The following is a 26145-nucleotide window of genomic DNA, read 5'->3' as shown; positions in this document are numbered from 1 at the left end:
TCCATCACACAATGGTTAAACCAAGGTCTTTTAATTCAAGAGAAACAAGTCTTGCAATCGCATCTGCGCCTTCTTTTGTAAAGTGCGTGCGATCCTCTATGCCTGTTGACAGCATAAAGTAAGAGGTCGTTTTCTCTATACCAGAAATTTGATAAAACTGAAGGCTTGCCGTATTTAAATCAACGAGAAGGACTTCTTCTTCATCAGCTAATTCTTTCATAGCGGCACAATAATCAGGAAAATCATTGATAAATTCTCCGTCTTTTTCATGAAAACGGCCGACTGGCGTGAGTAAAAGTGGTGTTGCCCCCTTTGCTCTTGCTCCATGAATATATTGAGACAGGTAGCTTTTATACGTCGTGAAAGGATCTGTATGCCGCTCAGGCTTTTCCTTGGAAGCATCATTGTGCCCCATTTGTGTGAAAAGCCAGTCTCCTGGCTGAATGTCAGCCAATATGTCATCAAGGCGTCCCTCTTCAATGAATGTTTTTGAGCTTCTTCCCCCAATGGCACGGTTCTCGACGTTCACCCCTTGCGCTGTATAGCGGTGTAAAAACTCTCCCCATCCTCCTTGAACAGGACGATCTGGATATGATGAAACGGTCGAATCACCAGCTAAATAGATGGTTGTCATGTTCATACGCCTCCCTTTTTCATTGAGCCACTTCACCCGAGCGATACGGGCATCCTATTGGCTGCTGAAAAGATATGAAACAATCAGCATCGCTATTTCAATTATTCTCTTTTTAAAGATCAAAACCCTGCTTACCGGTAGATGTGAATGTGTTAAATATGCGGCGGAAGTTCTATTTTTGATTCCACTGCTTGATGTAACGCCTGAAGCATGTAGCCAATTCCTTTATATGGAGCCAGCGGATAATTTGCTTTTTGATGAGGCTGTAATAAAGGGTCGATCACTTTTCGATATTTCTTTCCACCTAGTACCACCAGTTCATCATATGCGAAAAGATTTTTTTGATGAAATTGCTGGCTCAGTTCTTCTCGTGTGATCTGCTTAGCATGCGGTGTACCAAAAGCAACATCATAATTTTCATGTATGATATCATCTGCCTTTAAGAACCCGTGCTTCGCTGATAAGATCATCCAGTCTGAAAAAAAAGTTTGGGCATAGCTTTTCGTACGCTGACGCAGCGGACTTAAATAAACGAGATTCGCCGGCTGGCTCCCTGCTTCTGGATCGACGTCCCAAATTTTCTTCGCGCCACATGGAATGATACAAACTCGCTTCACTTAGGTTTTCTCCTTCCTTTTTCGATAGATCTGATACACGATACAGCCTAGCGCTGTGCCAAGTGTATTTAAAAGAATATCATCAATATCGCTGCTTCTTGTAATGATACCAGATTGTGAGAACATCCATTGGAGCAATTCGATCATGGTTGACAGGAGAAAGCCACCAAGAACCGCCTTTTGCCAGCGCATGGTTCGAAAGGCTTGATATAGAAAAAAACCGAGTGGTACAAATAACAATATGTTGCCTGCTAAATTTAAAAAGACAAGATTTGGATAGCCGTGATGGTAGGCGTGAAGATTTTGATAAATGGACTGCAAAGGCAAGAGATTAACACTCACCTGATCTCTTGGGGCGGAAAAACGATTTGGAAAGACCGTCAAATATAATAAAACATTCGTATAAATAAACAGACTGGCAAGAACCAATTCTGTCCGCAAATAAATAAAACGATTGTGCTTTTTTGCCTGTCTGTATCTCATATGTAAATAGAGCGGGACGAGCAGGAGAAAATAAGCAATGGAAAACATAGCACTGGATGTCATACAGAAAGCTGCCCCTTTCTCACATGATGATGCTTGACCATATTTACAGCTTATTCAGGCTTGCCCGCATCTATTCATCACTTATTCTCACATTCAATGAAGAGAAAACCATATTGACAAATCGTCATTTTCCCGCTAAACTGAATGACATTCAGTCAGTTAAGGCCGGTGATGATATGTCGAAACGAGAAAAGATTATGCTTGCTGCGATTGATGCGTTTAAAGAAAAAGGAATCGAAAAGACGACCATTTCGGATATTGTGAAAGCAGCAGGAGTAGCGCAAGGAACGTTTTATTTATATTTTCCTTCAAAGCTTTCCGTCATGCCTGCTATCGCTGAACATTTGATCGCACAGATGGTGCCTGCGATCGAAAAGGAATTAACTCAGCATGCAGATGTCCTCGATCAAGCAGATGCGCTTGTTGAATTCATTTTCGCTTTTACAAGGCAATACCGTGATGTCCTTGCCCTGACCTACTCAGGCTTAGCCGCCACCGAGCATTTAAAGGAATGGGAAGATATTTATGAGCCAATTTACAAATGGGTCGCTGCTTTTTTAGAAAAAGCAAAGCAGGACAAAAGGGTCCGTGCGAATTTGAACTGTCAATATGCAGCCAAATTCATTATCGGTTTACTTGAATCTTCTGCAGAGCAAATGTACTTATTTACGGAAACAGACACAGAAGAGGTTCTGATTCAAAAGCGAGAGGTGAAGCAATTTCTTCTTTACGCACTTGGCTTAGAGACACCTTAACTTAGTACAGCACTTGCTGTACGCTCTTTTTTGGTTTCGAAATGACGAATCGTCATTTTTAAGTTTTAGGAGGAAATACGATGAAAAAAAGCTGGATGTATGTTGCACTCACTTGTTTATTCGAATTACTTTGGGTGTTTGGTTTAAATAGAGCTGATGCTGTGTGGGAATGGGCGGTCATTATCTGCCTGATCCCGGTTGATTTTTATTTTTTAATGAAGGCCTGCGAGAAGCTGCCGACAGGGACTGTGTACGCCGTGTTTGCCGGAGTTGGAACGATTGGTACGTCATTGATGGATTATGCGCTGTTCGGCGGTTCGTTTTCATTAGAAAAGCTCTTATTTATGGGTATTTTAATTCTCGGAATTATTGGACTGAAAGTGTCTGATGGAGATGCACATGAGCAGAAAGGAGAAGCGGTATAAATGGGCTGGTTTTTTGTACTGTTAGCCTCTGCCTGCGAAATCGGCGGAACCATTGGCCTCAATATGTTTAGTAAGAAAAAGCAATTCACGACAGGCATTTTATTTGTCGGCGGGTTTGCCTTATCCTTTTTGTTTTTGTACGCCTCGTTTTCTTCCGTTCAAGTATCCGTTGCCTATACGGTCTGGATTGGACTTGGAACAGCGGGCTCTGTCTTGTTTAATATGATTCTATTTAAAGAGCCGAAAAACATGGTTCGTATACTGAGTTTGCTGCTGATTGTAATTGGTGTGGTTGGGCTCAAGCTGTTTGCGTAATTGAATCACAAGAAAGAAAAAATTTATGATGGTATTAGCCATTACAGTAGCAATAGAAAAAGCAATGGAATTGATGTTCCATTGCTTTTTAAGTTAATTTATATACTTTTCTTGGTACGCTTTAAATTGTTCTTCGTATTTTTGCAGCTTTGCCCCATCAACTTTTGAATTTAATTTCGGTTTTCGCTTTCCAATCACCATCACATTTTTATCTACAATAAGACTTGATAAAAAGATGTATGGCGCAAAACGATCACACTTCGTATTTGGGAGGGTTACGGATAACCTGGCATAATCTTCTGTCGGGAATTGGTTCGAAATTTCAAGTTCCTTGAGTCCCACTAATTCCGATATCGGCTCTAAAGACTCGTCCTTCACTTTTATATTTGATAAACACAGATATGTTAAACTCTTGAGGTATCTTAAAGGTTGAAGAGTATTTAAGTTTAATGAATTAAAAAGACCGCCTGACAATTCTAACCATTCTAAATCAGTTTTTTTCTGCAAAGGGGCTATGTCATTCAACTTTGAAAAATCTGTTATGGATAAAGTTTTTAAAAAAGTGTTTTTTGATAAATCCCATAAACTTTGTGCCTTTGTATTCCATTCAAGTGCCAATACCTCAACATCTTTAAGAGAACTGATGATTGATAAATCTTCTACTCTCAGTTCACGCATATAGAGCATTTTGGGATTAACTAAGCTCAAGATCGTATTGAATTCCTTTTGGTTCACTTTGTAAATCCACAATTTCGTCAGATTAGAAAAAGATTTCAACCTTTCAATATTTTTTGTTTTTCCTGTGATTAACAACTCAGTGGAATTTTCATCTACATCGGCTAAATCATGAGCAACTTCTGGTGGTTTATCATGATGAAAAATATATTGGGGGTCTTCTTTTAGCATTCTTCTACCTCCACACCTATAATTAGGGAATATCTAAATAAATTTTATCAGTATTTTGGAGTCAACACATTATTATCTTTAGCACTTTCTGATATTTCTTCTGAAGAAACAGGGGAAGGGATAAAAACTAGATGATCTTCTTTGGTCGTCAATCGTGATTATGACCTCTGTTTTCAATCCATTTTATAAAATCTTTATCATCTAAACGTTGGAGACTATCTGCTAGGCAGCGGACTTCTACCAATTGATATGCTAATTTTAGTAGATAATAAAGTTAGTAAAATGCCTATATATAAATAAAAGAACTCTAATTCTTATCCGAATTAGAGTCCTCATGATATGACTGATTTTATTTTTCTACCTTAAGATCGAACCCGTTCATCAAAGCCTCTTTTTTTATTTCTCGTTTAATGGGTATCTTGCTGCTCAAGCAAGAAATCCATTGCGTAAATCGATTCGCCTTTCTCATCCAATAAAAAGTACACAATCAAAGGCTCTCCAAAAGCTGCTGTCTGCTGCGTGAACAAAACACAGGTGAATTTTTCAATACCAATTGGCAGCTTTCTTTTTAATAAAGGGTGAAGAATAGGCGAAGACCGAATTGTATCTACATCAACTTCCCAACGTTCGTTTTTTAAAGTTGGATAATGCTCTGATAACAATTGGTGTAACATATCGGTCGTGAGCGCTGCTTTTCCATCGCATCCATCATTTATTATGTTGGTGTTATACATCCGATGGCTGCTCACCCTTTGAAGCGTTGATTCGTATTCCTTTTAAGACAAATCGTTTCTGACCATCAAGTGTACAAGTGATCAATGTCAGTTCATTTTTCCCACGATCCTTTAGTACATCCACATCCGTCGGTTCAATCGTAGCAGAGCTGACAATTTTATATTCGTATGTTTCCGCTTGATGATGTAAGACAACTTTTTCTCCTTTAGGTACCTCTGGCAGCTGACGGAAAAGACGGTCGCCTCTATACCCTCTATGCCCTGCAATCGTGAAATTCCCTTCACCTGGCATTTGATGAGATTTAATTTGAGTCAGTGCTATACCTAAATTTTCTTTTGATGTAACAGGAAGCACTTTTTCGTTTAAATCAATTGACGGGATCTCTAGCTCCATCACATCTCGCAGGTCTTCTTCTGACACAGTTAAATGTGGAATAGAAGAAAGGGCATCACCGTCATTTTCTGCAATCATCTTTAATGCCTGTTCCATTGCTGCTGTCTCTTGTGAAATTCGCCACTCATATAGAAAAGGAACGGAGGTGAGTATCAGCCCCGTGACCACCAAAAAGCTGCCTAATAAGGTTCTTTTTTTCATCAATACACTCGTTCCTTCCTTTTACTGAATGGTTCTTCTTCTGACAACAAGAAGAACAGTTCCAGAAGCTACTAGTAATATCCCTGCATACATCAAGTAACGCAGCCATTCTTCTCCAGTCTTTGGCAGCTCACCGTTTGAGTCATGAGGCGGATGTTGATCCCCTTTATCTGAAGCTGGAGGATTCGTGTGGTCCTCTTCATTCTTCACTGGTGCATTTTTCACAATCATTGTCTTGATCTCCACTTCGCCCATTTGAATTGTAAAAGCGAGCGGTTTCTTTAAAGCTACATAACCATCCGGTGCTTTCGTCTCTGTGAGTAGATACTCTCCAGGTTTAAGCCCTTTGACAATAGCTTCCCCGTCTTTTCCTGTTGTCACAGATTTTATGGTTTTCCCGACTTTTGTACGAATGTCAAAGGATGCCCCTTTTAAGGTTCTATCTGTCTGCTGGTCTACCTTTATGATACGCAGACTTCCTAAGATCAAGTGATTCTTCGCTGTTAATTGAAGCGGCTTCTGCTGATTTTTCTCAATTGTGAACAGGATCGGCTTATCATCCAATTGATAGCCAAGAGGTGCTTTCGTTTCAACGAATTGATATTGTCCCGGTTTTAAATCGTTGATGTGAAGCTTTCCTTTTTGGTCCGTTACAAGTGATTTCTTCAACGTTTTTCCTTCTTTACTCAGAAGAGCAAACTCTGCATTTTCCAGCGTGTGTCCCTCATCATCCACTTTGGTCAGTTCCACTGCTCCCGGCGTCAGCTTGTTAATCATTTCTACTTTTGCTGGTTTGTCTTGACCTAAACGAATCTTAAATGAGACAGGAGTCTGATCCAGTTCATAGCCGGCAATGCTTGCTGTTTCGACAAATTGATAGGTGCCTGGCTTCAGTTGATCGACTGTTAGTTGACCATTTTTGTCTGTCTTTAAGTCTTTCTTTATACGTTGATCGTGCTCATCAAGCAGATCGAAGGTCACTCCATTGAGTAACTGACCATCTTCTCCTTTTTTCTGAAGCTGCACAGCACTTGTCGTCCGAATATTTTCTTTTGTCACTTTCACCAGTTGTTTTGGATTGAAATCAATCTTAAAGTCTACTGGTTCTGCATCTAGTTTATGTCCAAAAGGAGCCTTCGTTTCAACCAATTGGTAAGCGCCTGGTTTCAAATCGTTGACAGTGATGATGCCTTTCTCGTTGGTTGTTAAACCTGACATCAATTCTTTACCATCGTCATTGAAAAGGGTAAATTCTGCGCCTTTCAATCTTTCTTTTTCTTCCCCTATTTTTGTGAGTTCAACAGAACCTTTCTTAAGCTGATTGATTGCCTCCACTTGAATCAACTCTTTTTGACCTAATTCAACTTGAAAGACAAGTGGTTTCGCACTCAATTCATAGCCTTCAAGACTCTTTCTTTCAACAAATTGATAGGTTCCAGGTTTTAGCCCTGTGAAGGTGATCTTTCCATCCTGATTGGTTGTGATTCCTTCTCCTCCTGCCACTATCTTTCCTTTATCATCAGATAGATCAAAGACAACCCCTTCTAATGATTTCCCATCTTCGCCTTTTTTGTGCAGCAGCACTCCGCCTGTAGTGCGGCTATTTTCTTTTGTCACACTAACCAGCTTCTCAGGATTAAATGGAATAGCAAAAGTGACAGGTGTTTCGTCGAGCTCATGACCGAATGGAGCCTTCGTTTCAACAAACTGATAGGTTCCAGGTTTCAGATCGTTGACGATGATCTTCCCGTTCTGATCAGTGACGAGACCTGTTTTTATCTCTTTTCCATTTGCATCTACAAGCTTAAATTCTGCTCCTTCAAGCACTTCATTCTTTTCACCGAGCTTCGTGAGCTGGACATCTCCAGTTTTGAGATCATTGATCACTTTGATCTCTGCTGGTGTTTTTTGTGCGACTTCGATGGTAAAAGGATATGGTTTATTATTCTTTTGGTAACCATCAACACTCTCTGTCTCCACGAGCTGATATTTGCCCGGTTTGAGGTTATCGACAAAAAGCTTCCCATCTTCATCTGTTGTCAAATCTTTACGCACAACTTCGTCATTTTGATCCCTGACTTCAAAGCGAACACCTTGAAGTTTCTCGCCATCTTCCCCTTCTTTCATCACTTCTAATGCACTTGTTTCATATAGGTTCTTTTGCGAAATGACGACTGGTTCCTTTGGATCAAGTGGTACTTCAAATTTGATTGGTGTTTCATCTAACACATAACCATCTGGTGCTTTTGTTTCAATGAGCTGATACGTACCCGGTCTTAGTTCGTTTATCGTGATCTTGCCATTTTCTCCTGTGACAAGCGAACCTTTTAACTCATGCCCGTCTTGATCTAATAGCTTGAACTGTGCACCTTCTAGTCTCTCTCCGCCTTCACCTATTTTGCTCAATTCTGCAGAGCCTTTGATGATGTCATTTACGGCGGTTACAGTTGTTGTTTCTGTTTGATTTTCTTTAATGGTGAACGGCCATTTTTGCTGATTTAATTGATAGCCTTTCGGTGCGTTTGTCTCCACAAAATAATAGGAACCTGGCTCAAGATGTTTGAAAAGAATTTCTCCTTTTTCGTCCGTTTTCAAATGGGTTTGGACGGTCTCTCCAGATTCATTTTTCAGTTCAAATTCTGCATTCTCTAATGCAGCACCTGTCTCTTTGTCTTTTTTCATTAATTTGACATGCTGGCGTATTTCTTGGTTCTGCACCGTCATGCTATTTCCTGTTTTCGCTTGATCTCCTAATTCGTAAGGCTGATCAATCGTTACATGGATCGGTTCCTTCGTCTTAATATAACCATCAGGTGCTTTCTCTTCTGTCACGATATAGTCACCATACAGAAGACGATCAAATCGAAGAGCTCCTTCTTCATCTGTTGCCTTTGTTCCAATGACGATACCACTCGCAGCATCTGTCAGAGAAAAGCTTGCTCCTTTTAGCGCTTTTCCAGTACTTGCATCTACCTTTTTAATGGTTAAAGCACCAATCGCTCCTGTGCCATCTCCCATACCAGCTGTGCGTTTGACCACAATTGAGGCTTCGGATTCCTTTTTGATTTCTTTTACATTTTCACCTCTAAACGTTACTTCGTTTTGAAGTGTACTTCCCACTTTATCTAAAATGAGAGATTGGTATTCTAAAATATATGGTCTCGTGATTTCTTCTTTAAATTTAATTTGAAAAGAATCTGGATCGAATTCAAGGTCTAGCTCATAATCCTTCCCTTTTTCCAGCTCTTCTCCTTTTGCCACTTGCCCCTTTTCATCTATTGTCGTCGAATAGAGATGAAATGAGTTTTCTATTATGGCTTGGTTACTGCTTGGATGATCTATAATCGTCGCATCTTGGACGGTTGATTGACCAAAGTTGATATTCAGTTTCCAATCAATGACTTTCCCTTGTTGATTTCCTGATTTGCTCGTGTATTTCCCTCCATTTGGAATGGACACTACAGCATTCACGTCTGATTCTTTTGTCTGTCCATCATAAAGGGTCGCCTTATTATCGTAGGTTTTCTGTACTAAATCCATTCCTTCAACACTTGTTTGATACGTGATTTTGTATGGGGAATCAATGGCTTTTTTGAAAATGACTTCGAAGCCTGTTTCTCCCTTTTCATTTTCAAGGAATTTGATGTCATAATGTTCTTTCGCTAATACCTCTTTTTCTTCTGCTCCATTTTCCCCGCCTTGTAAATCAAGCGAGTAAACGGTGATTGAATCTTTAAGCAAACGCTGATTTCCTTGAATGAAATCCTCGATTTTCGCCTCTTCTAAATGTTTCAAGTTATAGTTCACACCGATATTCCATGTGATCTCTTTTTTCTTTGCATCATAAGTTCCGTTCTTGAATCCATTTGACTGCGTGTATGTGTCAGGCGTGAAGACAGATTGATTTTCCTTCGTCAAATCCTTGCCATCTTCATTTACCCATTCAAGCTTTACATGATTACGCAGGTTCTTTTGATCCTTATCTGCTCTTTTTTCATAATCAAAAGCCGTTGTATATGTGACGGTATGTTCTGTGTTTATTTCTTTCATAAATTGAATATCAAATCCATTTGCATGTTCAACGATTAGATAGTCTGTGCCTTCTTCAAGCACTGAATTGCCTGTCGTTACTTTTAAACTATCTTTTTGCAGCGTCAATCCTTCGTTTGTAAACGTATCTTTTAATATTAGATTGTTCATCGTTTGTTGATCTTTGTTGAAGGTGATACGCCATGGAATGGTCTTGTTCTTGTAATTCGGTGTTCCATGACTTTTCGTTAGGATTTGCTGGTCAATTCTTTGCTTCCCTTGTTTGCTCTCTTTGCCAGCTGTTACCGTATTGATAATCTCTTCAGCTTCAAAAATCCGCTCGGCTGCTTTCGTTTGATAGGTGATGAGATAAGCTGATTGAATATCTTGATTGAATTGCAAGGTAAACCCGTTTTGTTCATCCTTTTTTTGAGGTTGAACTACATAATTTTCAAACGCTTTAGTCCCTGCTTCGTTGCCATTTTGATCAATTGTGACTTCTTTGACTTGAAATGAATCAGAAATCAGCGCCTGTGTGCCGTTAAAGTAGTCTTCTAACAAAGCGTCCTTTTGAGCCAGCTTTTTTTCGTTATAGTTATATCGAATTTCCCATGTAATTGTTTGTGTGACTGGATCGTAGTGAGCGGCTTTTTTATTTAAAGGACTGCCTCTTGTCACATTCACTGTTCCTTCTGCTGAACTGATCACTTTATCACCAGAAACAAGGGACGCTTTATTACGAAATGCAGATTGATCCTGATTCGTAATATCCGTTTCATACATTAAACGGTAAGCTAGATGAACGTCATCTTTAAATTCAATCGTGAAATCTTGACCATCTGCTGTTTGGCCGATTGTGTAGTGGTTTTCGTCAAGCAGCTGACCAATCGATGTTTCGCCATTTAGCTTTGTATCAATACGATAAAGCTTAATTGAATCTTTTTTCAACGCCTGACCTTCTTGAATCGGATCTAACAGTTTCGCTTGTTTCACATCTTCTAAATCCATATTAAAATCTACTGTCCATTGAATGGTTTCAGCATTGTAAGTTCGATTTGGTTCTCCCTTTTTAGAGACATTCGGGCCATTTGGAATGTATTTAATCGGGATGGATATTTTATCCTTTCCTTCAATCGGGGTAATGACCACTTCTTTTTCTTCAGTAATGACAGTTTTTTTATCTAATTGCGTCCACACTTGAAGTGTTCCATGAATATTTGAATATTGTTTAATAAAATCAGTGAACTCGATGGAGGCATTTCCGCTTTCATCTACAGAAAAATAACCAATGGTTGCCTGATTAAATTTCATCTCAAGACGATCGATTTTTTCATAAATCACTAATTCCTCTGGAACCTTGAAATGGAATTCATCCCCGCCATTATAGCTATGACCGTTCGGGATGGCCCACTCATAGTTAATGGAAATCAGTGAGTTGATATCAGGCTTTTCAACTGAATTTCCTTCCTGATCTTCAAATATTAATTTCGCATCAGTGAGGAGATTTTCTTGTATCAGCATTTGTTTTGAAACACTTTGCAGCCCTGCACGCTTAGATACGCTCACTTTGTTTTTTAGTAATTCATCTTCATCGTTTTGTTTCGTTTGAGCGGCTTCTTGATTGTTAGAAGCTTTATCTTTCTCAGATGAGATTGAGTCATCTTTTGGAAGGCTTTCTTCACCCTTATTTTGCTTTGTTTTCTCTTCTTGCTGAGTTATACTGGTGACATCGATGTCAATTGATCCTTCTAAATTTGGATCGATCTCAACATCTTCTTTAAATGTCACCGTCACTTCATTTTCTTTTGAAACGGTATACTCGCCAACAGTTATGTCACCCACAGTAATGGGTTCCTTCTGCTCCTTCTCTACCTGGATGGCTGAAGGAAGAGTGAGAACATACGGATATTGTTTTTTTAGATCAATTCCTTTTATAGACCAATGCACAGTGGCCTTTCTTACTTGCTGATCTTCCATGCTTGATAACTTATTACCTTCGCTATCAGCAAATTCAATATCCCCATAAATGTTTTCTTGAATTTCTTTTGCTTGTGCCCCTGCTAAAGGCAAGACTCCTAATATACTAGACTGTATGACTAGCACTGTAATGAGTGCCAGCGACAATATTCTTTTCAATACATCCACCCTTTTCTAAAATTAATTTTCAACAACGATAAAAAAATCATTAGTATACTGTCAGATCAATCACCCCGCTTCTGATCAATATTTTCTAAAAATTGCACCTTAAGACCCTATGAATAAAATGAGTTGATCAATCATGAGCTTGAAAGGTCATCATGAGTAGTGGATTGAGTAAATGGATTGGGGTCTATAGAAATGGGGAATAGTGAGAGGATCGTGAAAAGATTAAATGTGAATTTTTATATTTATACTGGAATGAACAATAAACGATGTGTACATGCATATATAAGCATGTATTCACATATGGTTCGTTCATATGAAACAAGCATGTATCATATCGTATGTAAGGTGAGTGAGTTCAGCATTATATAAATCGCATTCCTTTCTACTCCCTTTCATATGGTAATCAAAAAGTTGTTGCGTTTTATTCTTACATTTACCGTTTCAACAGCAAAAAAATAAACTTAAATATCTAAAATGATCCATTTTTATAGGATTCATGGCTTACTTATCACCTTTTAAAAGAAATATATGGAGAAACAGGGAATAACATTTGTTTTCGTCTAATTTTTTTCTCTTTTATCATGAAAAGTGAAGACAAAACGATTTAGCCTAAACATTAAAATCATTTTATGCCTATTTAGAAAATCAAATGTTCTTTAAGTGAACTTCATCATATAGAGGCAAGCCAAGGGAAGGAGTTAGTTGTTTAATGGAGCTCATTGATAATAAATCAAAGAGATGGATAAACATTTTAAAACTGCTTGTATCAAAAGATAAGTGGTGGAGCCTACAAGAGATATCGAATGAAAATATCGGTTCGGTTCGTGCCATTCAAAGCGATTTAGAACAGATGAAGTCGTTCCAAACAGAGAACGGAGAGCCGTTAATCCACATAAAGCCAAGACAAGGCATATCCATTTGTTATACACAGACGATACGAGTCGACTACTATATCAAAGAAATTCTAAAAGATACGATTGAAATTCGATTGATTGACGGCGTTTTTTTTGAACAAAACAGGTCTTTCTATGAATGGATGGACACGCTGAATATCAGTAGATCCACATTGTATAACACCATTCATAAAATCAATTCGCTTCTTATCTCGTATGACATTGAGTTACGACCAGATAGTATGCAGTTCCATGGAAATGAGAAGGAGATTCGTCAATTTTTTGTGGAATTTTTGTTTGAAGTCTATGGAAGCAGGCTTTGGCCATTCGATGATATTCAAAAGCAGGATGCAGTTGATTTTTTACATAAGCTTTTTCAGGTGCTCGAAGTCAATCTACCTGATGTGGCTATAGATAAATTTTGCCTATGGCTCGCCGTTTCCATACACCGAGTGAGGAAAAATTTTTCAATACGACGCAATTATAGGTACTCATTGGATAAGGAAAAACAAACATCTACAGCTAAAGGTATCTATAATCAAATCAAAAACTTGGAAGAACACGTTTGCCAAATGACAAAGGACACTTTTGGTGTTACGTTGGATCGTCACGAATTTGTCTTTTTACTATTGATTGAACCAGCTATTGGCCATTATAAATCAATTGAAACTGTCGAAGAAAAATTGATGTTCTTTCAATCGCATACACCACACCTCTTCGAAGCCATTCATTCCTTTATCAATCAATTGGAGTTGATTTTTCATCAAGAGGTGGCTAATCGCAAGGCGATGACACTGATTCTTCTCCAATATTATGTGTATTCTAGGGAAATTACCGTAAGAGATGGATTCCTTTTCAAAAAGAAATCGAGGTATTTATCAGAGGTAAAAAAACAGCTTCCTTACTTCTATTCGAGGATTACTCATATCATCCAAGAGCTAAAAACAGACGATATACTTGCTTCTTTAGTGAAAAATGAACGAGAATTGATTCGTATCATTACTTCTAACTGGAGGGGGCTTGTTCATTTGGAAATGGATCGGAGAAATGTGTTGAACATTTTTGTCATTTCAACATTAGGTTATAATCATAGTTTGTTGATTGCGGATTTAATTAAATTAAGATTGCCTCCTCTCATTCATATTTTCACAAGTCCAGAAAATACATTAAATGAACTGACAATGGATCGACTTGGGATTGATATGATTGTGACCGATACTGAGCTTCCTAATCAACTAGGACGGCCTACGCTGCTGATCAGCTCTTTTCCAACAAAGAAAGAATTGGACAACCTGCACTCAAGATTGGTTGATATGACAAACTAATATTCACAAGAAAAGCTGCTGAGGAGCTCTCAAGCAGCTTTTTTGCTTCTGTATTAATGAAGCGCTATTTGTTCATTCATCAAATCAATGGCGTAAAGCGATTGCTCATATTCATCTAATAAAAGGTAGACTTTGAGCGGTGCAGCGGTTTGATCTGTCTGCTGCGTGAATAGAACACAAGTGAATTTTTCGATTCCTTCTGGCAGCTTGCTTTTCAGAAAAGGATGAAGAATAGGAGAAATTCGAAGGGTATCAACATCTTTCAGCCAAAGCTCATCTTGTAACGCAGGATAATGGTCAACCAAAAACTGACGAAACACTTCCAATGTACTCAAGGTAGATATCCTCACTTTCTTCTATTTATGGCTTTAAGCTTACCTAAAAACAAACATGTTCAACTCATCCTATGATCTCAGTCCGCCTATTTTCGCTTACTACTAGAGACATGATTTCATTTTTTCTTCTAAAAGATTTGTAGATCAACTTGACTGCAATGGGTTTTCAATATGTATGACGTTTACTATTTGAAATACGAATTCCAACCGATGGACCTATGAGTATATTCTTATCTGTTTCTTTCGTGATGAAACGACAACTTCCTTCTACAAAATTCCATTTTTATTCTAAAAAGAGGAAAATGGGATAAAAAAGAACAGTTGCTCACTGTTCTTTTAGAAGTTATGAAAGGTCTGTCAAAGAGAACACTTCACCGCTCACTGCATCAACGCCTTCATGACAGTCGAGCTTTCCGCATAAAACATATTGTTTTTGCACATCGTCATAGACATAGATGGGTGTAAGTTCGAGGCGTTCCCTCAATTTTTCAAAGGCTTCTTTCTGAGATATGGTGATTTTACTAGCTGTTTGAGATGGATTGAGTATCCCGCATACTTGAAACATCTCTTTTTTATCTATGTAATTAACGGCTTCAAAAGTGCTGGCATCAATGAAGACTTTGATCTTATCCATAAAATCACAGCCTTCTTGCTCATTCGTTTTTAATATCGCTTCGATGTAGCCATGATCACGGTGGAGTGTTTTTAGCACCCACTTCCCTGTATCCTTTGGATATTTTTGCGCCAAAAAGGTTCGAACCGCTTTGATACACGCAGCCTGCTCTTCTTTTGAGATCGGGAATGTATCTGGTGAAGGCTCCAGTGAGAAGGCTTGTTCAGCAGTAATGTCCTCGTTTATATCGATTTCCTTTTTTTCAAAGGCTTTGTTTAACGGTTCATTCCACTCCATGACCTGATGCATGTGGATGCAATGCGTTTCTTCACGTCCAATTTCAAACGGTATCGTTCCTGTTCCATCGTTCTTCACATAAATTTCTTCTAACGCATATATAGGGCGGATTCGATTCTGCTCGAAGGATGGCCAATCAAACCGCTGCACTTGCTGCTGAGCTAAATTCTCGATCCTATCAATGGAAAGCACATATTCTTCAGTTTTTAGTCGTTTTTTTGCCATAAATGGCCCTCGATGTATATAGTGAATGAGCTGCCCATGTTCATCCCATTTCACTTCGATTCTGCCTGAAGGCGTCACTTTCACACCATCTATTGCTTCTTCGAAAAAAAGTTCCCCTTTCTCCTTTTGATGCATGTGAAAATGCTCACCATAGACCAATCCTGTTTCTTGTTCGATCCATTGAATGACATGAGCTGGATAAGGCCTCTTAAATGTGACACCATTCTTCGCGAAGGTTTTGTCCATGACAAAAATGACCGTTTCAATCTGGCCTGTATTTAAGTTCACGTCAATCACAGCTGTGCCGTCCGGGTTTAGATCGTCGTCCTCGGGTTCAGCTTCATGAGAGGGAAACCATTCCATATTCAATGTATAAACCGTTTCATTGAACATATTGACGTAGCGATGAAAACTGTGTCTTTTTAAATAGTAAAGATCTAAACCAAATTTCGCCTTTGTCTGATCGATCAGTTGTTGAATGTTTGCATTCATTTGTTTCACCTCAAAATTCTGTTTTATGGAAGAAAAAAGATGACGATAAAGATGAAGATGATGATTACAGTTAAGAACCCTAAAGCTATTGCCATTATATTTGACTCTTTTGTATAGCCTGTTAATTCGCCTTCAGTCGACCGGTCGATTTTTCTAAAACGAAAAAGCATACTTATATTGATAAGGGCTAGAGCCATAACAAATAAGAAAATGAGAAACTTAGGTTCTATATGAAAGAATGGATCTTGTAACGTTTGAAAACTAAATGATTGGAAGAACATAAGCCCGCTCAATATCAATTTCCAAATATTTTCCACTCTTTGTTCTTTCTCCCACTCTTTTCCCAATTTCTCTTTTTCATAAATGGCTACCTGCTCAAATATGGGAATGATAGACTTTGTTGATCCTTTTTTGATCAAGCCGTAAATGCCTTGAAGGAGCATGAAGATTCCTAAACAAAGAAAGAAATATGTAAATTGAATCTCAACTTTTTGAATCAAAACAAAAAAATCAAGATCATCATGCCAAATAGCAAATTAGAGGTAACTACTTGTTTAGTCCTCATTTTTTTCAGTGCAGCTTGTTCCATGTAATACTCCTCTCCGTTTTAAATGTTTCTGTTGAACGCTCTATCTTTATTACGATTTTACCGAAAAAATGTTTCAATATTTTCCCTTTCCATTGCAGATTCCGTTTTTCTGCGAATCTTAAATTCTTTCATAAATAAAAAATAAGAATTAAACATTCATTTCCCATCAGTTCAACGAATGTCTAATTCTTAGAAAACCTACATTTACTTAATTAATTCTATTGTTTTAAATAAAATATCTCGTCATTTCACTTGGGCTGTATTCAATTTGATACGCAGGAGATAATTCACGTTTCACTTCTTTCGTGATACGCTCTCCTTCTTGATTGAACTTCCTTTCCATATCTACGCCATTTGGCAGCAAATCATCGGTTTCTTCGTCAAACCAGCGACCATACTGTACATTCCAATTCCAAATCTTTGAGAAAAGGGTATCGCTTACTGGTACATCATCTCTTTCTAAATGACATTGACAATGCCCGCATTGAAAAGGTTCACTACCGTAATCTCCTTCAATTTTCACAAAAGGATGATCCACAAACTCTCGACAGCATACCCATTTTTTGAAGTTCTGACCGAACTCTGTCAGTTTAAACGAGTAATAACGCATGGAAGTTCGTTTTCCTTTCATGTCAAAAATCCCTTGATCAATTAATGTCTTGAGTCGATATTCAATAAAATCATCGCCGGTATACTGATCTAAATGACCAATGACTTCTCCTATTAGACGTGGAGTTACGATGTACTCTTCTTCTGGCGCGGACTGATGAAGCCGCTTAGCCATTTTCACTAAATAAGCATCAAATTCATCTTCTGGTACGCTGATCGTTTGTCCTTTTTTCCATATCCGCAGCGTATGATTTTCTTTAGCAAGTGAAAGCCATTCGTTTTGTAATCTTTCTCTTTCTTCTTTTGTCACTGTGTGAATATGCTCTTTACTCTCGTACAAAATTTTAAATTTTTCAGATGCAATTTCCCCGGAATGTCGAATATCCATTCTTCTTGTATTTGTATTGAACAGCTGATCAAATGCTGTCGTTATATTGATTACAGACAATTCAACCCTTTTTTCTTTTAATAAATAGACGGCATATCGCAAGCCAATTTGCTCATGGGCATTACTGCCTGTCCAGATGAGAATACGACTGCCTGCTTTTATTTCTTTTATTTGCTGAAGCATTCTGTGCTGATCGTTGACCATGTCGTCAAAATAGCCAAATTCATTTGACATCACGTTACGCAGCCACTCTATACGGTTCGCTTGTCCTTTATGTTCGTGTAAATGTAGAAGTGGTCCAATCGAATAAATATCATCAAAAGCGATGATATCATCTATTTGATCTTGCTTCATTTCACGTACTGCTTGTTTTAAACTACCGGCAGCTGCCGCCCCAAATATGATATGTATCATCATCCGTCTCCCTTTATCTTACAGTTTATTTCATCTTCACCTATTCATGGTTCTTACGTCAATTCTATTGAGTCAATTTCATTCAAAAGTATGACAAGGAGATCAGGTATTTACAGAAGTAATAAAGCAGAACTGCAGAGATAAGAATTTTTATAAAAAAAGCCCACGAAATGGGCCAAGGAACTACCCGAAATAAGCAGTTCCCACAATACAATACTAAATTTGTATGTTCACTAGTGAATCGATCATGTTATCTACCTTGCTCCATCACCTTCAAACTCTTCTGCTGAGAGATTCGGTCAAACGCCACCATCAAGATAGTCATGAGTAAAGCAAGAAGAACCGTTCCAGCGCTGATCCAGCTTAGGTGCAATATAGATGTCCTGCTCAATACAAGCCCTCCTAACCCCGAGCCTAAAGCAAATCCGAATTGAATAAATGATGTATTGACACTTAATGCGATATCAGGAGATTTGGGTACAAGTGTGACGAGATACAGCTGCTGAGCTGGCGATGTGCTCCATGTAGCAATCATCCATATCATGATCACCACCACCATGACCACGAGTTTCCCTGTCACAAATGCCAGCAGCATAAGCATGATGATTTGTAGAATAATTCCGGAGAAAATTGTGAATGTTGGGCCTTTTTTATCTGCTGCAACCCCTCCAAGACTGGAGCCCAAAAAGCTGCATATTCCCGCTAGTAACAAAATGCCACTGATTTCTGTGATGCTAAGGTTAGCTGATTCTTGCAGGAAGGGCGTTAAATAGGTAAATAAGGTGGAGTATCCTCCTACATAGAACAGCGTCACTGTCACTGCCAGCAAAATTCTCTTATCCTTTAATATCGATAACTGCATACCTAGCGTCACCGTTTCTTGTTCTTTCATAGAAGGGATGCGCCTATACACAACAATCAGCGGAATGAGCGTGATCAATCCAATGGCTGCAAATAATGCTTTCCATCCAATCATGCTGCTTAGAAACGTCCCGATTGGCACACCTAAAACTAAGGAGCTGCTTAATCCCATTAAAATGATGCCAATCGCTGTTCCTCTTTTTTCTCGTTCGACAAGACGAGTAGCCACTGCCATTGCCACCACAATGGCCGTCCCTCCACTAATTCCTTGTAAAACCCTTGTCATTAGCACCATTTCAAACGAATGGCTGACACTTGTGATGATATTACTTAAAGTAAAAATGATCAGCATCCATGATAATATTTTTCTGCGGTCGATATTGATGGTCAGTGCAATGACAATCGGCGCGGCAATTGCTGCGGAAAGTGCTAGTGATGTGACCAATAAACCAGCAGCTGATGTCGTGACCTGTAAATCATCTGCGACCATTTGAATAATTCCTGTAATGATATATTCGATTGTTCCGATTAAAAAGGCTGCTAAAGCAAGTAAATAGACAACGGCTTTATTTTTCATCGTGACGTTTCTCCTTTGGGCAATGTTTACGATTTGACTTCATTTTTTATAGGAATTTGAATTTCAATGAGTCTTCCTTCTCCATTTTCAGCCAACGGGTAATAAATCTCTCGGCCCGGCTGATCTTCTTTCACGCGGTATCCGTTATGTTCGATCCATGTCGCCAGGTCAACACAAGCAGTTTGTGCGAATGGAGAATCTGAATGAAATAAGAGCGTCGCCATGGTTTCTTCAGCCGGTAACGTACGCATCGTGATGCCTTTAGGCAGAGAGCCCCTTAACGCTTTTGCGGAATACCCCACCTCAAATTCGAACTCACTTTCTTGAGCAATTGATTCCCTCCACAGCACGATTTGTGGCTCAGAGTTCAATTCTTGCGGATGTAACAAATGATGAAACGTTTGAAAGAAGGAAGGGATTTCGTCAACAGTTCCATGGGATTGAAAAGACATGATGTGTTTGCTTTCAACCGATTTGATGATGACCTCTTGTTCTTTTTCAACACACCCCTCTCGTTTGATGAGGTGCATCCGCTCCTTAATACGCGCTAATTTCTGTTGTTCTTTCTCGATCAATTGCTGAATCTCACTCTCTTTCAAGAGAAACATACCCTGAATCTGCTCGACAGAAATATCTTCACGAAGAAGCTGTCCCATTTGCTTTAACGTAAAACCTAATTCCTTGTACAGAAAAATTCGATTGACCTCAAGCAGCTGCTCAGCTGAATAATACCGGTATCCAGAATCTTGATCGATCTGCTTAGGCTTTAATAAATCGATTTGGTCATAATACCTTAAGGTTTTGACAGGGACTTTACTTAACATAGAAAAATCACCGATTTTGAACATCCTGCATCTCCTCCGATTTGTTGATCTGATCAAAGTATAAACCTTTCAGTAAAGGGGAAAGTCAATAGAAGAATTTTAAACATGTCGATTCAAACAAAAAAAGCACTATTTTCAAATAGTGCCTGAAACGAAATTTTTTCAATTCATTTTCCGAAAGTTATTTGATAAAAATTGAGCGCACGCCATCATCACATCATCGTTTAAATTTGTTCAATCATTCTCCAAACGTTCCAATCTTTCAAGCCACTTGACAATAGCTCCGTTTGTAAAGAAATCGAGTATGACACCATCGCAAAATCGTTCAGCTCTCAGAACCCCCATGATGAGAGCCAGTACACACTGCGCATTTACATTTGAGGTGTCCACATTCTCCATATCGTTCGTTCCACCCTCAATGCCATTTTCTTTGAGGATCTCACTGTAGCGGGTAAGCTCCATTTCTTGACGTTGTTCTGCAAAGGTATAGACATCCTCGATAAAACGACGGACCGTTTCGGAATAATTCACAAAGGGCGTCTGAATCGGGTGTTCTGCTGTTCCATCATTTTCTTTATCTATTACCCATTCACCAATATCATCGACTTGAAGCATAGGGATATAGTTTGTTAAGATTTTAAATTGACTCAATCTCATCCTCCACCTTTCCATGAATTAAAAATTCTTTGATCGACCTCTCTGAATAAGTTAATAAAAAGTCCGTGATGATCGTACAAACTAGAAGCCAGTATTCAAATCACGACCCATTTTTATTCATTTCACTTTTTACACTCGTACCATCGATACAATTGCCTCCACATGCACGGTATTAATCATCTTGCTCGTCAACGTTTATGTGTCATATTAAATAATAAGCTGATACCAGCTGTGAATAAAGCGTCAAGGAATTTATAAGACGATTCTCAAATATAAAAACACCTCTGTCACATCGTTGCGAAGAGGTTATGTTCACTATTTTGTCTTTATACTTCTTAGAAAGGCACTTCTTTTCTCTCTTGCATTTGTCAGCATCGTACTAAATGAAAACCCTCTTTATTTCTTGCCTCATTAAAATTTGTTATGTAAATTTTAATAAGTCTCACCTCCGGATAAATATTGTACACCTTGCTAAGTAAAAGACTTATTATTGGGCAGCTTGTAAACCTCATGTTGGTTTCCTTTAAATAATACTCGACCTTTTACATTAAACTTTTGTACTTTATATTTTATGAATATGATTTGTTAGATTCATTTCCTAAAAATTGATGAACTTCATGCTTTCTCTGAACACAAAAAAATATTTGGTCGACTAACAAATAACTGAGAAAGAATAAATTCAAACTTCAAAATCGGATCGAATTTAGTTTGGCATAAACAAATTTTTCATGAAGTCTTAAATTTAAAACTTCCTGATGGCAAACCCTATCCCTTCTAAATAACTACATCAGTGGATAATAATACTGTTCTTCCACTGATGCCATAAATTAATTAATTTTTAAAACTATAGTTATCTTTCCAATTTATTTCCATGAAATTTTCCTTTTCCATAGAAATTATATAGTTGAACTCTAATCTTTTTGAAACACTTCCTACATCATTGAAAATTTGCTTTTCTCCGCCGATAAACCAAGTCAACTGTAAGTCATTCTCTTCTAACCATTTTTCAAAATGATCTGATTTAACCAGAGCTGCCGATGGTCCTTTTTCTAATTCACTTGGATCCATAAAGATTATCTCGCCGTCGGAATTCTCCCATGTACTAAAATTCCCTAATGACCACTTTAAATTAAAGTCTTTAATTAATTGTTGATTAGGTAAATAGAGAGAAATATATTGGTCAATGGATTTATCTCTTTCACCTGTTTCCCATTCATATTCGTTAACTGGTACTAAATGTTGAATATTTAAAGTTCGAGAATCTTCACCATTACGCCAAACATCAAAATCCTTATAGTAAGGATGCCATGGATATTCTCGTAAAAAACCTTGGTGTGAGGAACCTCGTGGCGCAAAAGTAGAAGGGGCAAATAAAGCTTTATCCTTCATTTTTTCAAGTACATTATCTACATCATTTTTTGGTACAACGCATGTATTAATTCTATACCACAACTCTTCTTTAGATTTACCATCAATCGTTTTATTCGCCCATTTTCTAAAGCCACTCAAGTTACGCCACTTTTCACCTTTACTATCAGTTACTATCAATAAATTCTTGAAATCAGGAAGTGTGTCTTCATCGAACACCCAATCATCCGATTCATTGACACTAAAAATCGGTGTATATGGTGACCACCAAACCTTTCCAAACTCATCCCAATTTGAATCATTTGTAGCTCTCAGCCATATAGTAGGATCAATGTCGCGTTCCCAAAGCTGCCATGGCCCTTCATATTCTGTTTCATCTTCATATTTGTTAGCCCAAAATAAATTGTCTGCCATTCTAGCTAAAAGTTCATAAAATGCAATCCATTGATATTTCTTACCAATCCGTTCAATTTTTGAACCTTCCCTACCGTAAGTATTACTGTGTCTTCTTTCAAAATCACCAAACATTTTTGAGGTCCAACCAAACTCATATGCTTTTTTGCATACCCATCTTTGCGCCCATTTTCTACAAAAAATTGCTACTCTATCATTAACGCCTAAACCTGTTAGCCACCTAAAATATTCTTTAACCTCTTCTGACAATGCATCATTGATACGTTTCTTTAAAGAATCCCAATTATCACTTGGACTATCTATATTTTTAGTAACAACTGAAATTTCCCTAGGCATTTCATCAACCTCTTTAAATAACTCCTCAAGGTCATATTCTGAATCATTTAAAACATCGTCTATAATATTAACTGTAACGGGCTGACCATATGATTTAATTCTTTGATTGATTTCTTTTAAGTACTCTTCTCTTAACTCACTAGGTACTTTTTCAGCAAATTCTAAATGTAATTCATATGATGTTTTAGGACGACTTTCCGTTAGTGATGTTGCTGACCAGTTATGTACGCAGGACATAGTATAGTTACCAAAATCCCCTGGGAATCCCATAAGAGAACTTTTAATCGAAGAATATTCATCTTCATCTAAATCTTTAATGTCTGATTTAGTAGGATTTTCAATTGGCCATTCACTAATATACGGCGGTCTAAAATTTCTGCTCATTTCTTCAGCGATTAAGTTTTTATATAAAGCGTATTCCATTATCCCTCGAGCATAATCCCTTAAAAGAAGATGTGGTTCTGGTTTCTTATGGGTAAATTGCAACTCATAAACCTTCTCTGCAATTTCTCTTACTTCATCTAAATCATTAATATTGCAGACTACACCATAACTAACTGCATACAATCTTTCTTTTAAATATAAATCGTCTATATCATTAAACTTCGGTAGCAACTCATTAATGATATATGGACGATAACTTAAAATTCGAACTAATGATTTAGTAGCTTGATCCCTTACTTTTCTATTTGAAGTCGTTGTCATCCATAAAAGTGTGTAACTCAATAATCTTATTCGCTCGTCTTCTACATCGTTTAAATCCGCATACAATGCCCAATCAATTAAAGTTCGAGTTACAGATTCAGGTTGTTCTTCATCTTCCTCATAATCACTTACTGCTATATGCGTTGACCATAAGCGGTCTCTTTCCGTCAATTTTCTTCTTTTTAAATTTCCATGTAAAAATTCTGCATTTAATGGATGATTAGGTTCTGTAGATAAAGCTAATATCTTATCTAGCGACTCATTGAAAAAACCGTAACTAGAAATTTTATTTAATAATGCAACTGTCCTATCATTAATAGAGTCTTTGCTACGTAATAAAAGAACATTCGTAAACGATTTATCAAAAATCGAATTATAATGTGTACTTTCTTCAGAAACAAAATCAACAAACTCTAGATTGAATCTTTCTGGGAAAACTATGCCTAATGCTTCAATAATCCCTGAATACTTATATGGGTTCTTTATTATTTCTTCTAACTTCCCATGAGTTCCAAACTCCGCTTCAAGATTTTCTGCATTCAGATTATCAATAATGTTTTCTGCAATGAAATAATCACTAAATCTTTCGTATGTAAACCTAACAACTTCAATTGCATTTCCATTACTATCAGTTATCATATCTAATGCTAGTAAACCTTCTGAAATGAGTATATCGATTAAATCATCATCAAAGTTAGGTTTAGGATCCACTTCTCTAAAAACGTCCGCTGCTAAATTTATTTCAATTCCAAATAAATTATCTGGGTATATTAGTTCGATCAATTTTGATAAAATTCTACTAGAAACATTTCTATTCCCCATATATTTTTTTCTACGTTTAACAACATTTTCAATACTTTCCAAATAAAAATTAAAGATTGCAGTCTGGCCTTCAAGACCTTTAGGGAAAGAAGTCAACCCTTTTGATTTTATTGCTTTACAGCATGTTTTTAAAAACAATGGGTTACTGAATTCTGGAGATAGTAGTGGTACAGAAGGTTTGTCTATACCTTGTTTCGACAAATACTTCATAGCTGCTCGGTGTTCAAATCCTTTAAACCCTGTATGAAAAATCTCCACTATGTTCCCTTTAATATCTTCAGGTAATATGAAATCCTTATAAGTTGATCTACAGCTTATAAGTAAAGCGATATGAGGATAATTTTTTAATTCAGCTATAAATGACATTAGTTGATTTTGCCAATCAAAACGATTATTACCTTCATTTAAGGCATCAATAATAATTAATGTTCTAGTTTTCTTTGCTTCTCCAGCTGCATCCAAAGCCCCTAGTAACTGTTTAAAACTTACGCCCCTCAAATCAAGTTCTTCAGCTATAATATTAAGTGGATTACCTCCAGAATACCTTTGACCTAATAGAAAGACAGTAGGTAAATCTTCAGCTATACGCTTTTGTGCTATATCACATAATAAATGTGATTTCCCTATTCCAGCATCTCCTAATATGACTACACTTTTTGTTTCATATGCTTCCGTAGCAATACTAAATATAAAAGTCTCTATACTATCTAGTGCCTCAATAACTCCTCTAAATTGATACCTAATATCTTTCCATCCTTCGTTCTTATCATTGATATTATCCCAAATAAAATTATTGAAATCAGCAGCTAAGCCTCTTAAACCTTCAAATCCACCCCTAATATTTGTAATCCTAAGTTCATCGTATTTAGTAATTAAAATTTCTAAATACGATTCTTTAAATTTAGTTGCATTCTCTTTGAAAACAGTCCAGTTTGGTCCTTTATTCAAAGTTTTATTTTCAAAGCGATCTAACTGGTCTATCCTATGGATCAAATCGAACAGAATCTTTTTTTGATTATTAATTGCTTCTTTCCATTCAGGAGATATACCTAATCCCTCTACTTTTTTCTGAATAGGTAAATCAATATGATATTCCTCTGAAAATCGCTCACCTAAAGAAATTTTCGATTTATTAGCTAATTCCGTAAAAGTTCCCATACTCAATACTGGCTCATTAAACCAGTATAATGTTCTACCAATATAATTACTTTCGTCCCTTTGTAGCATCATACTTAATTCGTGACGACCCCAATATTCAAACTCTACGTTCATTCCCTTATCTTTGGCTAATTCCGTCCAGCTTTGAACATATTGATTCCATTTATCTAAGGAAGATACAACTTGCTTCCCACCACGACCAGTTTTTCGACTATCGTTTAAATCCTTTGGCACACTTACATAATATTTAGTTAATCTAGGATGTTTATCAATCGCTGTTCTAACTGAACCATCTATTTGACTCCATTGACTACCTTCGAGCCTGTCAGTAAAATATTTTGCTTGCCAAGCATGCTCTGAACCATCTTCCAGGATCCAATAACATTCAACACCGCCATCTCCACCAGCACCATCTTTTCGGATGAAATTCTTCCCTTGATTTGGTTTATTTAAATGGGCTATTTGACAAACTAACTCTTCAAAGCCCCCGTCTTTACTACCATCAAAAGACCGAATACGAGTAAAATCAAGTTCAATCATTT

19 protein-coding genes are annotated in these 26145 nt (G+C 37.5%); 4 read left to right on the top strand and 15 right to left on the bottom strand.

What is annotated here, in order from left to right:
* Positions 1-4: 4 nt before the first annotated feature.
* The 3 genes from NSS65_RS04025 to NSS65_RS04015 form a co-directional block, all read right to left on the bottom strand.
* Positions 5-634 (bottom strand): rhamnogalacturonan acetylesterase, encoded by a 630-nt coding sequence (locus NSS65_RS04025; protein WP_025093483.1) that lies wholly within the window; start codon positions 632-634, stop codon positions 5-7.
* Positions 635-786: 152 nt separating this feature from the next.
* Positions 787-1251: a DUF6884 domain-containing protein gene (locus NSS65_RS04020; protein ID WP_326135428.1), complete on the bottom strand. Its 465-nt coding sequence runs from the start codon at positions 1249-1251 to the stop codon at positions 787-789.
* Positions 1252-1797 (bottom strand): VanZ family protein, encoded by a 546-nt coding sequence (locus NSS65_RS04015; RefSeq protein WP_034283737.1) that lies wholly within the window; start codon positions 1795-1797, stop codon positions 1252-1254.
* Positions 1798-1973: 176 nt separating this feature from the next.
* On the opposite strand from NSS65_RS04015, the gene NSS65_RS04010 reads away from it, so the two are divergent.
* The 3 genes from NSS65_RS04010 (at position 1974) to NSS65_RS04000 (ending at position 3292) form a co-directional block, all read left to right on the top strand.
* Positions 1974-2552 carry a TetR family transcriptional regulator gene (locus tag NSS65_RS04010; RefSeq protein WP_046314349.1) on the top strand — a complete coding sequence of 193 codons (579 nt, stop codon included), beginning with the start codon at positions 1974-1976 and terminating at the stop codon, positions 2550-2552.
* An 80-nt stretch (positions 2553-2632) separates the two neighbouring features.
* The gene (locus NSS65_RS04005) at positions 2633-2977 is read left to right on the top strand and encodes an SMR family transporter (RefSeq protein WP_034283735.1); all 345 of its coding nucleotides are present in this window, start codon (positions 2633-2635) and stop codon (positions 2975-2977) included.
* The gene (locus NSS65_RS04000; protein WP_041116238.1) at positions 2978-3292 is read left to right on the top strand and encodes a multidrug efflux SMR transporter; all 315 of its coding nucleotides are present in this window, start codon (positions 2978-2980) and stop codon (positions 3290-3292) included.
* Positions 3293-3385: 93 nt separating this feature from the next.
* Here NSS65_RS04000 and NSS65_RS03995 read toward each other — a convergent pair whose 3' ends face one another.
* From NSS65_RS03995 to NSS65_RS03980, 4 genes are all read right to left on the bottom strand, one after another.
* Positions 3386-4198 carry a leucine-rich repeat domain-containing protein gene (locus tag NSS65_RS03995; RefSeq protein ID WP_326135427.1) on the bottom strand — a complete coding sequence of 271 codons (813 nt, stop codon included), beginning with the start codon at positions 4196-4198 and terminating at the stop codon, positions 3386-3388.
* A gap of 407 nt (positions 4199-4605) precedes the next feature.
* The gene (locus NSS65_RS03990; protein WP_326135426.1) at positions 4606-4932 is read right to left on the bottom strand and encodes a hypothetical protein; all 327 of its coding nucleotides are present in this window, start codon (positions 4930-4932) and stop codon (positions 4606-4608) included.
* On the bottom strand, positions 4925-5527 hold the full coding sequence (locus tag NSS65_RS03985; RefSeq protein ID WP_326135425.1) for a sortase: 603 nt from the start codon (positions 5525-5527) through the stop codon (positions 4925-4927). The genes NSS65_RS03990 and NSS65_RS03985 overlap by 8 nt, the downstream gene beginning before the upstream one ends.
* A 21-nt stretch (positions 5528-5548) precedes the next feature.
* Positions 5549-11701: a SpaA isopeptide-forming pilin-related protein gene (locus NSS65_RS03980; protein WP_326135424.1), complete on the bottom strand. Its 6153-nt coding sequence runs from the start codon at positions 11699-11701 to the stop codon at positions 5549-5551.
* 709 nt (positions 11702-12410) lie between these two features.
* On the opposite strand from NSS65_RS03980, the gene NSS65_RS03975 reads away from it, so the two are divergent.
* Positions 12411-13919, top strand: a complete 1509-nt coding sequence (locus NSS65_RS03975) for a helix-turn-helix domain-containing protein (protein WP_149125863.1) — start codon at positions 12411-12413, stop codon at positions 13917-13919.
* A gap of 53 nt (positions 13920-13972) precedes the next feature.
* Here NSS65_RS03975 and NSS65_RS03970 read toward each other — a convergent pair whose 3' ends face one another.
* From NSS65_RS03970 to NSS65_RS03935, 8 genes are all read right to left on the bottom strand, one after another.
* Positions 13973-14254, bottom strand: coding sequence for a hypothetical protein (locus tag NSS65_RS03970; RefSeq protein WP_024425245.1), 282 nt, complete (start codon positions 14252-14254; stop codon positions 13973-13975).
* A gap of 343 nt (positions 14255-14597) precedes the next feature.
* Positions 14598-15881 carry a hypothetical protein gene (locus tag NSS65_RS03965; RefSeq protein ID WP_326135423.1) on the bottom strand — a complete coding sequence of 428 codons (1284 nt, stop codon included), beginning with the start codon at positions 15879-15881 and terminating at the stop codon, positions 14598-14600.
* Positions 15882-15904: 23 nt separating this feature from the next.
* The gene (locus tag NSS65_RS03960; RefSeq protein ID WP_342467359.1) at positions 15905-16381 is read right to left on the bottom strand and encodes a hypothetical protein; all 477 of its coding nucleotides are present in this window, start codon (positions 16379-16381) and stop codon (positions 15905-15907) included.
* Positions 16382-16696: 315 nt separating this feature from the next.
* A complete protein-coding gene (locus tag NSS65_RS03955) occupies positions 16697-17881 on the bottom strand; it encodes a DUF1835 domain-containing protein (RefSeq protein ID WP_326135421.1) in 1185 nt (394 codons plus the stop codon).
* A 250-nt stretch (positions 17882-18131) separates the two neighbouring features.
* Positions 18132-19319, bottom strand: coding sequence for an MFS transporter (locus tag NSS65_RS03950; RefSeq protein WP_326135420.1), 1188 nt, complete (start codon positions 19317-19319; stop codon positions 18132-18134).
* Positions 19320-19345: 26 nt separating this feature from the next.
* A complete protein-coding gene (locus tag NSS65_RS03945) occupies positions 19346-20167 on the bottom strand; it encodes a MerR family transcriptional regulator (protein WP_326135419.1) in 822 nt (273 codons plus the stop codon).
* Between the two features lie 210 nt (positions 20168-20377).
* Positions 20378-20794 carry a DUF6508 domain-containing protein gene (locus tag NSS65_RS03940; protein ID WP_326135418.1) on the bottom strand — a complete coding sequence of 139 codons (417 nt, stop codon included), beginning with the start codon at positions 20792-20794 and terminating at the stop codon, positions 20378-20380.
* Between the two features lie 837 nt (positions 20795-21631).
* Positions 21632-26143: an NACHT domain-containing protein gene (locus NSS65_RS03935; RefSeq protein ID WP_061110573.1), complete on the bottom strand. Its 4512-nt coding sequence runs from the start codon at positions 26141-26143 to the stop codon at positions 21632-21634.
* Positions 26144-26145 lie beyond the last annotated feature (2 nt).

The sequence above is a fragment of the Bacillus sp. FSL K6-1006 genome (assembly GCF_038593175.1).
GTDB classification, from domain to species: Bacteria; Bacillota; Bacilli; order Bacillales; family Bacillaceae; genus Bacillus; species Bacillus safensis.
The sequence above is the reverse complement of the archived record's forward strand: the minus strand, read 5'-3'. Positions and strand labels throughout refer to the sequence as shown.

Bases quoted from the DNA above. Each gene is read 5' to 3' on its own strand.
- NSS65_RS04025 (WP_025093483.1), bottom strand. From the start codon at position 634: ATGACAACCATCTATTTAGCTGGTGATTCGACCGTTTCATCATATCCA.
- NSS65_RS04015 (WP_034283737.1), bottom strand. From the start codon at position 1,797: ATGACATCCAGTGCTATGTTTTCCATTGCTTATTTTCTCCTGCTCGTC.
- NSS65_RS04010 (WP_046314349.1), top strand. From the start codon at position 1,974: ATGTCGAAACGAGAAAAGATTATGCTTGCTGCGATTGATGCGTTTAAA.
- NSS65_RS04005 (WP_034283735.1), top strand. From the start codon at position 2,633: ATGAAAAAAAGCTGGATGTATGTTGCACTCACTTGTTTATTCGAATTA.
- NSS65_RS04000 (WP_041116238.1), top strand. From the start codon at position 2,978: ATGGGCTGGTTTTTTGTACTGTTAGCCTCTGCCTGCGAAATCGGCGGA.
- NSS65_RS03995 (WP_326135427.1), bottom strand. From the start codon at position 4,198: ATGCTAAAAGAAGACCCCCAATATATTTTTCATCATGATAAACCACCA.
- NSS65_RS03990 (WP_326135426.1), bottom strand. From the start codon at position 4,932: ATGTATAACACCAACATAATAAATGATGGATGCGATGGAAAAGCAGCG.
- NSS65_RS03985 (WP_326135425.1), bottom strand. From the start codon at position 5,527: ATGAAAAAAAGAACCTTATTAGGCAGCTTTTTGGTGGTCACGGGGCTG.
- NSS65_RS03975 (WP_149125863.1), top strand. From the start codon at position 12,411: ATGGAGCTCATTGATAATAAATCAAAGAGATGGATAAACATTTTAAAA.
- NSS65_RS03965 (WP_326135423.1), bottom strand. From the start codon at position 15,881: ATGAATGCAAACATTCAACAACTGATCGATCAGACAAAGGCGAAATTT.
- NSS65_RS03955 (WP_326135421.1), bottom strand. From the start codon at position 17,881: ATGATACATATCATATTTGGGGCGGCAGCTGCCGGTAGTTTAAAACAA.
- NSS65_RS03950 (WP_326135420.1), bottom strand. From the start codon at position 19,319: ATGAAAAATAAAGCCGTTGTCTATTTACTTGCTTTAGCAGCCTTTTTA.
- NSS65_RS03945 (WP_326135419.1), bottom strand. From the start codon at position 20,167: ATGTTCAAAATCGGTGATTTTTCTATGTTAAGTAAAGTCCCTGTCAAA.
- NSS65_RS03935 (WP_061110573.1), bottom strand. From the start codon at position 26,143: ATGATTGAACTTGATTTTACTCGTATTCGGTCTTTTGATGGTAGTAAA.